This window comes from Morganella morganii (assembly GCF_041099235.1).
GTDB lineage: Bacteria > Pseudomonadota > Gammaproteobacteria > Enterobacterales > Enterobacteriaceae > Morganella > Morganella morganii_E.
This window is the reverse complement of sequence record NZ_JBFZSO010000007.1, coordinates 114,470-128,915: the sequence shown is the minus strand read 5'-3', so window position 1 is coordinate 128,915 and position 14,446 is coordinate 114,470. Positions and strand designations below refer to the sequence as shown.

Genomic DNA, 14,446 nt, shown 5'->3' with positions numbered 1-14,446 from the left:
CACAAAAAAACCGCTGATTATTCAGCGGTTTTTTTATTTTGGGTGTTTTAATACAGCGGAGACGGTTCAATTTCCAGTTGCCCGACAACCCCTTTGTCGGCCTGTTCAAGGAACTGGCTGTAATAGAAGAACGGGAAGTGAGAATACGACGGCTGCATCATCTGCACCAGCAATTCACTGCGCCCGTCAATCCAGACAGTATCTTTCCAGCCGTAATCCTGCGGCTGCGGTGACTGGCCGTTATGGTTGATCACCTTAAAGCGGACACCGCTGATATGGAACGGCTGCGGGGTATCAGTTGTGACAACCCAGCGCTCCCAGTTGCCCTGCTGTGTGCGGATATCGGTGCGGCTCATATCCCACATCGCGCCGTTAATCCCCGGCGGTGACAAACTGAGTGACACATCGCGGTTACGGACACCGGTCGTGATTTGTGTCGGATCCTGAATCAGGGTGGTTGGCAAATTATCCGTTACCAGCGAGATCAGACCGGTCGCGCGGATAGTCAGCACATTGGTATTCACCAGTGTGTTTGATGTCTCAAACAGACTTTTAAAACGCTCTGTCAGGGTAGCGGATTCCCCGGCCGTGATAGTCAGTGTTTCTGTTTTTGACATATCGATCAGCACTTCGCGCCGTTCGCCCGGCGACAGGGACAGCACCTCAACCGCCACCGGTGACGGCAGCAGACCCTGATCAGAGGCAATCATATAGAACGGACGGCCGTCACTGAGTTTCAGTTCAAAGCGGCGTGCGTTTGCGGCATTGACCATGCGCAGCCGGATCCAGCCTTTCGACACTTCCAGATACGGATCTTCCGCACCATTGACGATCAGCCGGTCACCGATAAACATACCGTCACCTTCTGTACGGTACTCCGGTGAACCAAAGGAATCCAGGCGTTTATCCTGAATGATCAGCGGGAAATCATTGACGCCGTACTCTTTCGGCAGCGGCAGATTACGGCTTTCCTCATCATCCACAATCCACATTCCGGCGAGCCCGTTATAAACGTGCGGTGCCATCCGGTTCGGGGTATTGGCATGATACCAGCAGGTTGCAGCCGGCTGGCGCACCGGGATCACCGGCGACCATTCTGTATTTGGTGAAATCAGACGTGCGGCACCTCCGGCGACCGTTCCCGGCACCAGCAGCCCGCTGACATTGACTGCAACCGGCTCTGACAGGCGGTTGCTGTAAATCATTTTGATGTCATCGCCATTACGGACCCGGACAGTCGGCCCGAGATAACGACCGTTAAAGCCCCAGACACTGGCCTGCGTTTTACCGTTAAATGACCAGTGTGTGCGCTGCATCGTCAGAAATAACGGCTGTCCGTTGCGGCTTTCCAGCAACGGCGGAACAGGTAACGGCTGACTGCCGCCCTCATCTGCCGCGCGGACAGACAGAGGCAGTGAGCCTAAACACACAGCTAAGCCGGATGCTTGAATAAACCGGCGCCGACTCAGGGTCATAGCATCTCCGAAAAAAACGTTTCCATGATTTTTATGATTTGTGCCGAACACCCGTATGCCGGTGAGCAGACAGAGACATCCGTGTTATCTTTTCATGAAGGGCATACGCTTAACAACGGAGTGTTAAGCGTATGATATAGCGGATGAAGAGCAATTCCTAAACTTATCTATGATAAGTTGCAAAATAATAAGGCTGGTATTGTATAACCAGCGTGACAGTCACGGAAATTAAGCGTCTTTACGGCCCTTTTGCTTTTCCATTTCAATCACTTCCTTATCCAGCTCCGCAATACGTTTGATCATCATCTGGCGGCAATCTTCGGCCAGTTCACGCACCTGCTCACGGGTATATTTCGAGGTATCGATCGGCGGCAGCATTTCCACAATCACCACACCGTTATTCCAGCGGTTCAGTTTAATGCGCCCCTGAGTGGTGGACACACATACCGGCACCACCGGCACACCGGCGGCCATTGCCGCGTGGAAAGCACCGGTTTTAAACGGCAGCATACCGCGACCGCGGCTGCGTGTGCCTTCCGGGAACATCCAGACAGAGATATTGCGCTTTTTGATCTGATCCGCCACCTGGGTAATGGTGTTATGGGCTTTGCTGCGGTTGCTCCGGTCAATCAGGATATTCCCCGAAATCCAGTACAACTGCCCGAAAAACGGGATCCAAATCAGGCTGCGTTTACCGACAGTCACCGTGCGTGGCTGCACCGCATTCGACATGGTGATCATGTCATAGTTGTTCTGGTGGTTGCCCACATACACACAGGAGCCGTAGTGATTCGCTTCTTCCGGAATGCGGTACACCATTTTGATGCCGAAAACATGAGAAAGCTTGCCGTACATGCGGCCAAAGGTCATCACATGCTTCGGGTTACGCGGGCTGGTCAGGCAGATAAGAATGCCGGCCAGACTGCCGAAAATACAATAAATAATAACGATGATGATACGTAAAATGGCTAACATGCGTCCCCCGCAAAATGGCCTTTTAAGAAAAGCGGGGCAATCATTGCCCCGTGAATAGTATCGCTGTTAATACCGGATATTACGCCTTCGGCTCCGGTTCAGAAATATCAATCCGTTCGATCTTCTTCTGCATACCGCGCGGCAGTGCCGTACCGCGGCGTCCGCGCTCGGCACGGAATTTCTGCAGATCTTCCGGACGCAGCATCAGTTTACGCTTGCCGAAATGCAGTGTCACACTGGCATCCGGGCGGATCACAAACAGATGTGCCAGGCCGTCTTCCCCGGCTGCGGCCGCCGCAGAGGTAATGGAGATAATTTTATTCCCCTTCCCTTTTGACAGCTGCGGCAGATCACCGACAGGGAACAGCAGCATCCGCCCTTCCTGCGATACTGCCAGCAGAAGGTCGTTTTCCTCGTCATTCACCTCAATCGGTGTCATCGCTTTCGCATTATCCGGCAGCGTGATCAGCAGTTTCCCGGCTTTATTTTTCGCCACCAGGTCACTGAAGGTGCAGATAAATCCGTAACCGGCATCCGAGGCCATCAGGTACTTCTGATTTTCATCATTCATCAGCACCTGTTCAAAAACAGCTCCCGGCGGCGGTGTCAGTTTACCGGTCAGCGGTTCACCCTGACCACGGGCTCCCGGCAGTTCCAGCGGATCGAGCGAGTAACTGCGCCCGGTGGAATCCAGGAACACCACCGGCTGATTACTTTTACCTCTTGCCGCACCGAGGAAGGTATCACCCGCTTTGTAGTTCATACCGGCCGGATCGATATCATGACCTTTGGCGCTGCGCACCCAGCCCATCTGTGACAGCACAACCGTCAGCGGCTCGGACGGCAGAATGTCATGCTCGCTCATGGCTTTCGCCTCTTCGCGCTCATTGAGCGGGGAGCGGCGATCGTCACCGTACTGTCTGGCATCTTCCTCAAGCTCTTTTTTCAGCAGCGTGTTCATGCGCCGCTCAGAGCCGAGAATAGCCTGTAATTTATCACGCTCTTTGGCCAGCTCATCCTGCTCGCCGCGGATTTTCATCTCTTCGAGTTTGGCTAAGTGGCGTAATTTCAGTTCGAGGATGGCTTCCGCCTGAGTATCACTCAGCCCGAAACGATCCATCAGTACCGGTTTCGGCTCATCTTCCGAACGGATGATTTCAATCACTTCATCAATGTTGAGATAGGCGAGCAGCAAACCGTCGAGAATATGCAGACGGCGCAGTACTTTTTCCAGCCGGTGATTCAGGCGGCGGCGCACCGTTTCGCGGCGGTAAACCAGCCACTCATTGAGGATCTCAACCAGCCCTTTGACTGCCGGACGTCCGTCCAGACCGATCATATTCAGGTTGATGCGGTAGCTTCTTTCCAGATCCGTGGTCGCGAACAGGTGAGTCATCACCTGCTCAAGATCGATCCGGTTACTGCGCGGCACAACCACCAGCCGGGTCGGATTTTCATGATCTGATTCATCACGCAGATCGTCCACCATCGGCAGCTTTTTCGCCCGCATCTGCGCCGCTATCTGCTCCAGCACTTTCGCGCCGGAAACCTGGTGCGGCAGCGCGGTGATCACCGCATTACCGTCCTCAATTGTCCATACCGCGCGCATACGCACAGAGCCGCGGCCGGATTTATAGATCTTACGGATATCTTCCGGTCCGGTGATAATTTCCGCTTCTGTCGGATAATCCGGTCCCGGGATAAACGCCATCACCTCTTCGAGAGACAGAGACGGCTTGTCGATCAGCGCCAGCAGTGCACCGGTCACTTCACGGGCGTTGTGCGGCGGAATATCCGTCGCCATACCGACCGCAATCCCGGTGGTGCCGTTGAGCAGAATGTTCGGCAGACGCGCCGGTAACATTTTCGGCTCCTGCATGGTGCCGTCAAAGTTCGGCACCCAGTCTGCGGTGCCGTGTCCCAGCTCACTGAGCAGCACTTCCGCATATTTTGACAGGCGCGATTCGGTATAACGCATGGCGGCAAAGGATTTCGGATCATCCGGTGCCCCCCAGTTCCCCTGACCGTCCACCAGCGGGTAGCGGTAAGAGAACGGCTGCGCCATCAGTACCATCGCCTCATAACAGGCGCTGTCGCCGTGCGGATGGTATTTACCCAGCACGTCACCGACGGTACGGGCGGATTTTTTGTATTTGGCGGAGTTGCTCAGCCCCAGTTCAGACATGGCGTACACGATACGCCGCTGAACCGGTTTTAACCCGTCGCCGATAAAAGGGAGTGCCCTGTCCATGATGACGTACATGGAATAGTTGAGGTAGGCATTCTCTGTAAAATTATGAAGCGCCTGGCGCTCCACACCGTCATGAGTTATTTCACTCATTCACTCTGTTCCTCTGACCTTTTGTGCCGTCACGGGGTGACATCACACATCCAATTCCACCCGATCACCTTTTTCCTGCAGCCAGTTACGGCGGTCTTCCGCACGTTTCTTGCCGAGGAGCATATCCATCACCGACATGGTTTCCTGATAGTTTTCCTCACTGATAGTGAGCTGTACCAGACGCCGGGTATTCGGATCCAAGGTCGTTTCACGCAACTGACCGGGGTTCATTTCCCCCAGCCCTTTAAAACGCTGCACATTCGGTTTGCCGCGCTTGCGGCTTAATTTATCCAGAATCGCATTTTTCTCGCTCTCATCGAGGGCGTAATGCACCTCTTTACCGAGGTCGATACGATAGAGCGGCGGCATGGCCATATAGACATGACCAGCTTTCACCAGCGCCGGGAAGTGACGCACAAACAGCGCGCACAGCAGGGTGGCGATGTGCAGTCCGTCCGAGTCCGCATCCGCGAGGATACAGATTTTACCGTAACGCAGGGTGCTTAAATCGTCGCTGTCCGGATCGATACCGATAGCCACAGAAATATCATGCACTTCCTGAGACGCCAGCACTTCATCAGACGACACTTCCCAGGTATTCAGTATCTTACCGCGCAACGGCATGATGGCCTGGAATTCACGATCACGGGCCTGTTTGGCTGAACCGCCCGCCGAATCCCCTTCCACCAGGAACAGTTCGGTCTGATTCAGATCCTGGGATGAACAGTCTGCCAGTTTCCCCGGCAGCGCCGGACCTGACGTCAGCTTTTTGCGCACCACTTTTTTCGCGGCCCGCAGACGGCGCTGGGCGCTGGCAATCGCCATTTCCGCCAGTTGTTCCGCTGCCTGTACGTTCTGGTTGAGCCACAGACTGAAGGCATCCTTCACCACGCCGCTGACAAATGCCGCGCACTGACGTGATGAGAGACGTTCTTTGGTCTGACCGGCAAACTGCGGATCCTGCATCTTCACGGAGAGCACATACGCACAGCGCTCCCAGATATCATCGGCGGATAACTTCACACCGCGCGGCAGAATATTACGGAATTCGCAGAACTCGCGGATACCGTCGAGCAGCCCCTGGCGCAGACCATTAGCATGAGTACCGCCCAGCGGAGTCGGGATCAGGTTGACGTAACTTTCGGTCAGCAGTTCACCGCCTTCCGGCAGCCACAGCAGCGCCCAGTCCACCTCTTCGTTGTCCCCGGCATGTTTGCCGGTAAACGCCGCTTCCGGCAGGGTCACGAGACCGTTGACGTTTTCCATCAGGTAATCGGTCAGACCATCCTGATAACACCAGCGCTGTTCGGTGTCGTTCACATTATCTTTGAAAAGGATCTCAACACCCGGGCACAGCACGGCTTTGGCTTTCAGCAGATGCACCAGCCGGGAGACAGAGAAGCGCGGACTGTCAAAAAACTGCTCATCCGGCCAGAAATGCACACTGGTACCGGTGTTGCGTTTGCCGCACTGCCCGATGACAGCCAGTTCACTGACTTTGTCACCATTTTCAAAGGCAATCTGATAAACCTGTCCGTCACGGCGGACAGTCACTTCGGTGCGTTTTGACAACGCATTGACCACGGAAATACCTACTCCGTGAAGACCACCGGAAAACTGATAGTTTTTATTGGAGAACTTCCCCCCGGCATGCAGGCGGGTCATGATCAGTTCGACCGCAGAGACTTTCTCTTCCGGGTGGATATCCACCGGCATCCCGCGCCCGTCGTCAATCACTTCAACAGACTGATCTTTATGCAAAATGACTTCGACAGATTTAGCGTGACCGGCTAAAGCTTCATCGACGCTGTTGTCGATAACTTCCTGAGCAAGGTGATTCGGCCGCGTCGTGTCCGTGTACATACCCGGACGGCGGCGGACAGGCTCCAAACCACTGAGGACTTCAATATCCTCTGCGTTATAAGATGATTGCGTCATGTTGGATTATCGGTTTTTCGCTAAAAAATAAACAAAATACGTGAATGATACTGGCGATAATACCAGTCCCGGATAAATTTAAATACGATTTTTCATTAATGGCCGAGGCCGAGGAACTCAATTATCTGCGGAAAATAGCGCTGAAATCCGGTAAAGGCGTGGTTTCCGCCGGATTCAATCGTCTGTTTGCATGCCACCAGATGGGTGACCGCCTGGCGGTAATCCAGCACTTCATCGCCGGTCTGCTGCAATAACCAGATCAAATCCGGTGATTCGACAGGATCGGCAAAAATAGCCCGTAAATCCTGCATATGATGCGGTTCGAGTGTGTAACGCTCGCCGGTGTAAGGGTTTTGATTTTCCCCGAGATAATCCTGAAGCAGATCAAACGGATATACTGCCGGATTGACCACCACCGCGGGGACATCAAACGCCTGTGACAGCCAGAGGGCAAAATACCCGCCCAGCGACGACCCGACAATGCCGGTGTCCTCACCGGCCAGCGAGTTCATAAGATCTTCCAGAAACAGTGCGGCTTCATCCGGATAGCAGGGGATCTGCGGCTGTAGCATCCGGATCGCCGGATGGTGCTCAGCCAGCCACGCTTTCAGCATCGTCCCTTTCTCTGACAACGGGGAACTGTTGAAGCCGTGCAGATAAAGGAGCGTCGCCATCAGTAACCGTCCGAACCCAGGTCAGGGCTGAATTCATCCGTATCCAGCCGGAACAGCTGTGTGGTCAGCGACGGATTATCACCGGTGGTCAGCTCCAGATAACGCCAGCCCGGCGCGGCGGTATCCAGCGTAAAATTGGTGCAGTGCGGTTTGAACTGGACACAGGTCGACGGCGTGGCCAGAATGCGGATACCGTTCCACATCACATCCAGATCCTGATGAATATGCCCGCACAAAATACCTTCAATATTCTGATAGCGGGTCAGAACCTCAGCCAGCATATGCGAGTTGCGCAGACTGTGCTGATCGAGCCAGGTACAGCCGGATGCCAGCGGATGGTGATGCAGCATAACAACAGTATGGCGGTCAGGCTGCTGCGCCAGGCAGTTATCCAGCCAGATAAGCTGATCATCACTCAGTTCGCCGTGCGGCACACTCTGAACCTGACTGTCGAGCAGCAGGATCTGCCACTGATCCCCGAGCAGCACCTGCTTGGAGGGAGAGATACCGGCGGCGGCCAGTTCCTGCGCCATGGACGGCTGGTAATCATGATTCCCCGGCAGCCAGACACACGGCGCCGGTAAACGGGCAATACCGTCCGTAAACCGCTGATAGGCCCGGGTGCTCTGATCCTGAACCAGATCACCGGTGGCAACAATCAGGTCAGCCGGTAACTGCTGTTTTACGATAGCATCCAGCACGGCGTGATAACTGCTCAGGGTATTAATGCCCAGCAGCGTGTCGGTTTCGCCGGCAAAAAGATGCGTATCGGTAATCTGTAAAATTCTGACCGCAGCGCCGTCAGCCACGGGCAAGTGCAACGGGGTTTCCAATCGATGTCCTTGTTATTTTAACAACTAACATATAATGATAACGTGTTTCGGCGAAGAAGATCTGCAATCCCGCACACAATTCCCCGGATGCGTATAAAAAAATCCGGATTATTTATCCCGCCACGTTGTGCGTATACGCTCATAGTGCAGTGTAAGCCACTGAATTGCAATGACAGTTGCTGCGTTATCGATCACACCTTTTTCAACCCATTCATACGCCTGTTCCCGGCTGACCACATGAACACGGATGTCCTCATTCTCCTGCGCCAGCCCGTGAACCCCGCCCGCTGCCGTGGTATCCGCCTCGCCGATATACACATACATCCGCTCGGATGTCCCGCCGGGGCTTGAAAGATAGCTCAGTGCAAAAGTACAGCGGCCGATTTTCAGCCCCGCTTCCTCTTCCGCTTCACGCCGTACCACATCTTCGGCGGATTCCCCGCTTTTATCGATCATCCCGGCCACAGCTTCCAGCAGCCAGGGCGTCTGGCTGCTTTCGATAGCCGGCAGACGAATCTGTTCAATCAGCACAATTTCATCACGAACCGGGTCATACGGCAAAATCACTCCGGCATTGCCCCGTTCGAAGACCTCGCGCCGGATTTCCGGGCTCCAGCCGCCCTCAAATAACCGGTGACGGAAACGGTATTCATTAATCTTAAAAAATCCTGAAAACAGGGTTTTCTTACTGATTATCTCCACGTCATCGCTGCTGAACGCAAAAGGTAATCCGGATGTGTGTTTCATACTATTTTCTCCGCCAATACATCAATTATCAGTGATAATGGCCTTTTTCCTCTGCAGAGATAAAGAAATTTTCATCCCGTTGAGGTAAAGTTAATCTAATTTAACGCAGAAGGCACAAACGGCTACCTTTATTAGCGAGCGGACTCTGCTAGAATTAGAGCCATTTGGTGCTTCCCGTGAGGCAACTGACAGATTAGCGCTGTGCAAAAAGGAATCCTAATGAAGAAACTGCTTTCTCTTCTCATTGCTGTGAGTGTGGCAGGTTTCAGCTCTGTCACCCAGGCTGAAGACCTCCTGCAGGTTTATCAAAAAGCGAAAGAGACCAACCCGACCCTCCGTCAGACTCAGGCTGAACGTAACCAGGCTTTCGAAAAAATTAACGAAGCCCGCAGTCCGTTACTGCCGCAGTTAGGTTTAAGCGGGGGTTATGACTATAACAGCGGTTACCGTGATAACAGTAACCAGAGCAATAATGCACTGAATGCACAGCTGAAACTGACTCAGACAATTTTTGACATGAGCAAATGGCGTCAGCTGAACCTGCAGGAACAAACTGCCGGGATCAGCGATATCACATTCCAGAGTGCCCAACAGCAGCTGATTGTGGATACCGCCGTTGCTTACTTTAATGTTCTGCGCGCACTGGATACCCTGTCCTTCGTACAGGCACAGAAAGAAGCCGTCTACCGTCAGCTGGATCAGACCACTCAGCGTTTCAATGTCGGCCTGGTCGCCATTACTGACGTACAGAACGCCCGCGCTAACTACGACAGTGTTCTGGCTCAGGAAGTCGCTGGCCGTAACGATGTCGAAAACGCCATTGAAGCACTGCGTCAGGTGAGCGGTATTTATTACAGCGAATTAGCCTCCCTGGATGTTAACCGCTTTAAAACCAATGCCCCGGATGCCATCGAAGCACTGCTGAAAGAAGCACAGGAACGTAACCTGAACCTGCTGAGCGCCACACTGAGCCGTAACCTGGCGAAAGAGCAAATCAGCCTGGCAGAATCCGGTCACTATCCGACTGTGAACCTGAGTGCCGGCACAGGCGTAACCAACACCGATTACAGCGGCAACGGCTACCCTAACGGTCGCCCTGATAACAGCTATGCAGGCCAGAGCACCATCGGCGTGAACGTCAGTATCCCGCTGTACACCGGTGGTGCTGTGTCATCACAGGTTGATCAGGCTCAGTACGGCTATACTGCGGCCAGCGAAAAACTGGAAGCGACACTGCGTCAGGTTGTTCAGACCACCCGCTCTTCTTACAACAATATCAACGCCTCAATCAGCAGCGTGAACGCCTACAAACAGGTTGTGACCTCTGCGGAAAGCTCACTCGATGCAACCGAAGCCGGTTATCAGGTGGGGACGCGTACGATTGTGGATGTGCTGAACGCCACCACTACTCTGTATGAAGCGAAGAAAAGTCTGTCCAACGCCCGTTATGACTATCTGATTAACCAGCTTTATATCGGTCAGGCACGCGGTACGCTGAATGAAGAAGATATCCTGCGTCTCAACCAGGTGCTGGGTAAAACCATTTCCACATCACCGGCTTCCGTGGCACCGACCACCCGCTGATCCTGATGTTTGTATGATAAGAACCCGCCTTCCGGCGGGTTTTTTTATACTTTTGCTGTTTTTGCAGATAATACTTCTGCCGGGCAGTGAAATATCAGGTTATATACCGGAGACCGCAATATAATTACACCGGCCGGCCGTATTCTCCCCGTAAAAATACCGCGATACCGGTATCTTTTTTTTCTGTTAATCTGATTTAATTCACATCAGATGCAAAAAGCAGATTATTGCTTTAATTTCACACAGTTTTACCCTATCCTAGACAGTAATTACCTCTCATAAAACCGTTTCCGGATATAACGACGATGACAATGAAACGCACCAAAAATATTAACCGCGACGCTTTCCGCAAAACCTGGCGTCAGTACCGCCTGGCACCTGTTGCGGCTGCTGTCGGCGCTGTTCTGATGTTAACCGCCTGCGATGAAGCCGATGAAACCGTTGCGCTCTACACCACCGCAGAGCAGTGTTCCGCAGCGAACCCGTCACAGGCCGGTGAATGTACCACTGCCTATAACAACGCACTGGAAGAAGCAGCAAAAACCGCACCGAAATATGCCACCCGCGAAGACTGTGTGGCAGAATTCGGTGAAGCCCAGTGTACTCAGGCACCAACAGAGCTGGCGAACAACAGCCAGCAACAGCAGCAGCCTGCTCAGGCTTCCGGCAGTTTCTGGATGCCGCTGATGGCCGGTTATATGATGGGCCGTATGATGGGCGGCGGTGCCGCAGCCTCTCAGCCGCTGTTCACCTCCCGTAACCCGGCAAGCCCGGCTAACGGCAAGTTTGTTGATGCTACCGGTAAAAACTACGGTTCTGCCACCGGCGGCCGCAGCATGACAGTACCGAAAACCGCCATGGCACCAAAACCGGCCACCACAACCACCACCACACGCGGCGGCTTCGGTGACAGCGTGGCGAAACAGAACACCATGCAGCGCTCATCCGGCAGCAGCAATTCATCTTCCCGTTCAATGGGCGGCTGATTTACATGAAACGCGTACCGATTAGCGAGCGCCCTGACTGGCGCAGTAAAGCCGAGGAATTCGGCTTTCATTTTCATACCATGTACGGCGAGCCGTACTGGTCAGAAGATGCCTGTTATCAGTTTACGATGGCACAGATCGACGAAATCGAGGAAGTGACCAACGAACTGCATCAGATGTGTCTTCAGGTAGTGGATAAAGTCACACAAAGTGACGAGCTGATGGCCCGTTTCCAAATCCCGAAACACTGTTGGGATTTCGTGCGTGAGTCATGGGCAACCCGCCAGCCGTCGCTTTATTCACGCCTGGATCTGGCCTATGACGGTGTTAACCCGCCGAAATTACTGGAAAATAATGCGGATACACCGACATCACTGTATGAGTCCGCTTTCTTCCAGTGGATCTGGCTGGAAGACCAGATTGCCGCCGGTAACCTTCCGGAAAATGCCGATCAGTTTAACGGTATCCAGGAAAAGCTGATTGAGCGTTTCGGGGTGCTGGCGGAAGAGTACGGGTTCCGTTATCTGCACATGGCCTGCTGTCAGGATTCCGTGGAAGATCGCGGTACTATCCAGTATTTGCAGGATTGCGCACAGGAAGCCGGTGTCACCACTGATTTTCTGTTTATTGAAGATATCGGGCTGGGCGATCGCGGTGAGTTTACTGATCTTCAGGATCAGATTATCAGCAACATGTTTAAACTCTATCCGTGGGAATTTATGATGCGGGAGATTTTCTCCACCAAGCTGACAGACGCCGGTGTACGCTGGCTGGAACCGGCCTGGAAGAGCATTATCTCCAACAAAGCCCTGCTGCCGATGCTGTGGGAAATGTTCCCGGATCACCCGAACCTGCTGCCTGCCTATTTTGCGGATAAACCATATCCGGAAATGGAGAGCTACGTCATTAAGCCGCTGTTCTCCCGCGAAGGTGCCAATATCCGTATTATCGAAAACGGCAAAGAAATTGCTGCCGCGGACGGTCCTTATGGCGAAGAAGGCATGATTGTCCAGCAGTTCCATTCCCTGCCGAAGTTCGGCGACAGCTATACCCTCGTGGGCAGCTGGCTGGTGAATGATGAATCTGCCGGGATCTGCATCCGTGAAGATAAAGAGCTTATCACCCAGGATCTCTCCCGTTTCTATCCGCATGTCATTATTGACTGACGAATAGTCTCTGGCTGATACAAAAATCCCCGGGACATCAGATGTGCCGGGGATTTTTTATGACAAAAGAAATCGTCAGCCGACTTTGACTGTCAGCATACTCAGTGAGCCGGATTCAATACCATCCACCGGTACGGTGACAGCCTCGCTGTCCTGCCGCATACCGAGAATATAGAGCAGCGGCAGATAGTGCTCCGGCGACGGATTCGACCGTTTGCCGTCTTCACGCTCAAGTGCATTCACCAGCGGATGCGGCCGGGTGTCGCTCTCCAGGTTATCACGCACGAAATTATTAAAACTGACCGCCCACGGATACGGTTCGGCCTGCGCATTCTGCCAGTTCATCTCGCGCAGATTATGCACCACATTACCGCTGCCGAGCACCAGCACACCTTCATCGCGCAGTGCCGCCAGTTTACGGCCGGTATCATAATGCCATTGCGCCGGTTTGCTGCCGTCGAGACTGAGCTGCACCACCGGGATATCCGCATCCGGATACATTTTCACTAAGATCCCCCAGCTGCCGTGATCTAACCCCCACTCTCCGTGATCTTCCCCGATATTATCATCACTGAGCAGATCTTTTACCCGCTCCACCAGCGCAGAGGATCCGGGAGCCGGATATTCAGTTTCATGCAGCGCAGGCGGAAAACCGCGAAAATCGTGGATGGTGCGCGGGTGTGCGGCAGATGTCAGCCACGCCCCCTGCGTATACCAGTGCGCGGAAATCACCAGAATAGCGGACGGACGCGGCATCTGCTCTCCCAGCTGCCGCCAGATTTCGGTATAACGGTTGGTTTCCAGGACATTCATCGGGCTGCCGTGACCTGCAAACAGAGCCGGTAATCGTTTCATTGCTGACCTCACACAATAATTGTTCACTGAAATCAGTGTATGCCATTCCGGGATTTATCACGCAGGGTAATCATGATGGAGTTATTCAAAAAATATGACGGGAATCCGGATACAAAAATGCCGCTGTGTCAGCAGCGGCATTCTCAGGATTTCAGTCTTGTTCAGTTACTGACCCTGTCAGTGATCTCAGCCCGCTTTCGCCATTAACTGTTCGCGGTACTGCACCAGATCATCAATAGTCACGACCGGCATATCATGTTCTTTTGCAAACACAATCACTTCCGGTGCGCGGGCCATTGAGCCGTCATCGTTGGTCAGTTCACACAGCACACCGTACGGCTTCAGGCCGGCGAGTGTCGCCAGGTCAACAGAGGCTTCGGTATGACCGCGGCGGGTTAACACACCACCGCTCTGCGCACGGAGCGGGAATACATGACCGGGACGGTTCAGATCCGCCGGAACAGCGCCATCGGCCACCGCAGCGCGGATGGTGGTGACGCGGTCAGCCGCAGACACCCCGGTGGTCACACCGTGAGCGGCTTCAATCGTGACGGTAAAGCCGGTTTTGAACTGGCTGGAGTTGTTCTCCACCATCATCGGCAGCTCAAGCTGCTGACGGCGTTCGTCAGTCAGGCACAGGCACACAATACCGCTGCCGTGGCGGATGGTCAGTGCCATCTGCTCAACGGTGATGGTTTCGGCGGCGAACACCATGTCGCCTTCGTTTTCGCGGTTTTCATCATCGAGTACCATCACACCCCGTCCCTGACGGATAGCTTCAATGGCACGTTCTGCACGTTCAATCGGATTGCCGTAATCTGATAACAGCGTCTGATTCATGGTAAATAAACCTCATCGTAATTAAAAATGAT

12 protein-coding genes are annotated in these 14,446 nt (G+C 53.6%); 3 read left to right on the top strand and 9 right to left on the bottom strand.

Going from position 1 to position 14,446, the window contains the following annotated elements; all coding sequences use genetic code 11:
- Positions 1 to 47: 47 nt before the first annotated feature.
- The 7 genes from ftsP to nudF all read right to left on the bottom strand — a co-directional run bounded on the left by ftsP (position 48) and on the right by nudF (position 8,983).
- On the bottom strand, positions 48 to 1,475 hold the full coding sequence (gene ftsP / locus AB7038_RS13020; protein ID WP_072872118.1) for a cell division protein FtsP: 1,428 nt from the start codon (positions 1,473 to 1,475) through the stop codon (positions 48 to 50).
- 228 nt (positions 1,476 to 1,703) lie between these two features.
- Positions 1,704 to 2,450: a 1-acylglycerol-3-phosphate O-acyltransferase gene (locus AB7038_RS13015; protein ID WP_072872063.1), complete on the bottom strand. Its 747-nt coding sequence runs from the start codon at positions 2,448 to 2,450 to the stop codon at positions 1,704 to 1,706.
- A 79-nt stretch (positions 2,451 to 2,529) separates the two neighbouring features.
- Positions 2,530 to 4,791 (bottom strand): DNA topoisomerase IV subunit A, encoded by a 2,262-nt coding sequence (parC, locus tag AB7038_RS13010; RefSeq protein WP_369453449.1) that lies wholly within the window; start codon positions 4,789 to 4,791, stop codon positions 2,530 to 2,532.
- A 42-nt stretch (positions 4,792 to 4,833) separates the two neighbouring features.
- The gene (gene parE, locus AB7038_RS13005; RefSeq protein ID WP_369453448.1) at positions 4,834 to 6,729 is read right to left on the bottom strand and encodes a DNA topoisomerase IV subunit B; all 1,896 of its coding nucleotides are present in this window, start codon (positions 6,727 to 6,729) and stop codon (positions 4,834 to 4,836) included.
- A 95-nt stretch (positions 6,730 to 6,824) separates the two neighbouring features.
- The gene (yqiA, locus tag AB7038_RS13000) at positions 6,825 to 7,403 is read right to left on the bottom strand and encodes an esterase YqiA (RefSeq protein ID WP_108655503.1); all 579 of its coding nucleotides are present in this window, start codon (positions 7,401 to 7,403) and stop codon (positions 6,825 to 6,827) included.
- A complete protein-coding gene (gene cpdA / locus AB7038_RS12995) occupies positions 7,403 to 8,236 on the bottom strand; it encodes a 3',5'-cyclic-AMP phosphodiesterase (RefSeq protein ID WP_368889765.1) in 834 nt (277 codons plus the stop codon). The genes yqiA and cpdA overlap by 1 nt, the downstream gene beginning before the upstream one ends.
- 108 nt (positions 8,237 to 8,344) lie before the next feature.
- The gene (nudF, locus tag AB7038_RS12990) at positions 8,345 to 8,983 is read right to left on the bottom strand and encodes an ADP-ribose diphosphatase (RefSeq protein ID WP_004242162.1); all 639 of its coding nucleotides are present in this window, start codon (positions 8,981 to 8,983) and stop codon (positions 8,345 to 8,347) included.
- Between the two features lie 219 nt (positions 8,984 to 9,202).
- Between nudF and tolC the strand changes: the two genes are divergently transcribed.
- From tolC to AB7038_RS12975, 3 genes are all read left to right on the top strand, one after another.
- Entirely contained in the window at positions 9,203 to 10,567 is a 1,365-nt protein-coding gene (tolC, locus tag AB7038_RS12985; protein WP_368899264.1) for an outer membrane channel protein TolC, read from the top strand.
- Positions 10,568 to 10,872: 305 nt separating this feature from the next.
- Positions 10,873 to 11,553, top strand: coding sequence for a DUF1190 family protein (locus AB7038_RS12980; RefSeq protein ID WP_049241871.1), 681 nt, complete (start codon positions 10,873 to 10,875; stop codon positions 11,551 to 11,553).
- Between the two features lie 5 nt (positions 11,554 to 11,558).
- A complete protein-coding gene (locus AB7038_RS12975; protein WP_349418919.1) occupies positions 11,559 to 12,719 on the top strand; it encodes a glutathionylspermidine synthase family protein in 1,161 nt (386 codons plus the stop codon).
- 75 nt (positions 12,720 to 12,794) lie between these two features.
- Here the strand turns inward: AB7038_RS12975 and ygiD are convergent, their stop codons facing one another.
- Positions 12,795 to 13,574: a 4,5-DOPA dioxygenase extradiol gene (ygiD, locus tag AB7038_RS12970; RefSeq protein ID WP_369453447.1), complete on the bottom strand. Its 780-nt coding sequence runs from the start codon at positions 13,572 to 13,574 to the stop codon at positions 12,795 to 12,797.
- 186 nt (positions 13,575 to 13,760) lie between these two features.
- Positions 13,761 to 14,414 carry a 3,4-dihydroxy-2-butanone-4-phosphate synthase gene (gene ribB, locus AB7038_RS12965; RefSeq protein ID WP_368889768.1) on the bottom strand — a complete coding sequence of 218 codons (654 nt, stop codon included), beginning with the start codon at positions 14,412 to 14,414 and terminating at the stop codon, positions 13,761 to 13,763.
- Between the last annotated feature and the right edge of the window lie 32 nt (positions 14,415 to 14,446).

Bases quoted from the DNA above. Each gene is read 5' to 3' on its own strand.
- ftsP (WP_072872118.1), bottom strand. From the start codon at position 1,475: ATGACCCTGAGTCGGCGCCGGTTTATTCAAGCATCCGGCTTAGCTGTG.
- AB7038_RS13015 (WP_072872063.1), bottom strand. From the start codon at position 2,450: ATGTTAGCCATTTTACGTATCATCATCGTTATTATTTATTGTATTTTC.
- parC (WP_369453449.1), bottom strand. From the start codon at position 4,791: ATGAGTGAAATAACTCATGACGGTGTGGAGCGCCAGGCGCTTCATAAT.
- parE (WP_369453448.1), bottom strand. From the start codon at position 6,729: ATGACGCAATCATCTTATAACGCAGAGGATATTGAAGTCCTCAGTGGT.
- yqiA (WP_108655503.1), bottom strand. From the start codon at position 7,403: ATGGCGACGCTCCTTTATCTGCACGGCTTCAACAGTTCCCCGTTGTCA.
- nudF (WP_004242162.1), bottom strand. From the start codon at position 8,983: ATGAAACACACATCCGGATTACCTTTTGCGTTCAGCAGCGATGACGTG.
- tolC (WP_368899264.1), top strand. From the start codon at position 9,203: ATGAAGAAACTGCTTTCTCTTCTCATTGCTGTGAGTGTGGCAGGTTTC.
- AB7038_RS12980 (WP_049241871.1), top strand. From the start codon at position 10,873: ATGACAATGAAACGCACCAAAAATATTAACCGCGACGCTTTCCGCAAA.
- AB7038_RS12975 (WP_349418919.1), top strand. From the start codon at position 11,559: ATGAAACGCGTACCGATTAGCGAGCGCCCTGACTGGCGCAGTAAAGCC.
- ygiD (WP_369453447.1), bottom strand. From the start codon at position 13,574: ATGAAACGATTACCGGCTCTGTTTGCAGGTCACGGCAGCCCGATGAAT.
- ribB (WP_368889768.1), bottom strand. From the start codon at position 14,414: ATGAATCAGACGCTGTTATCAGATTACGGCAATCCGATTGAACGTGCA.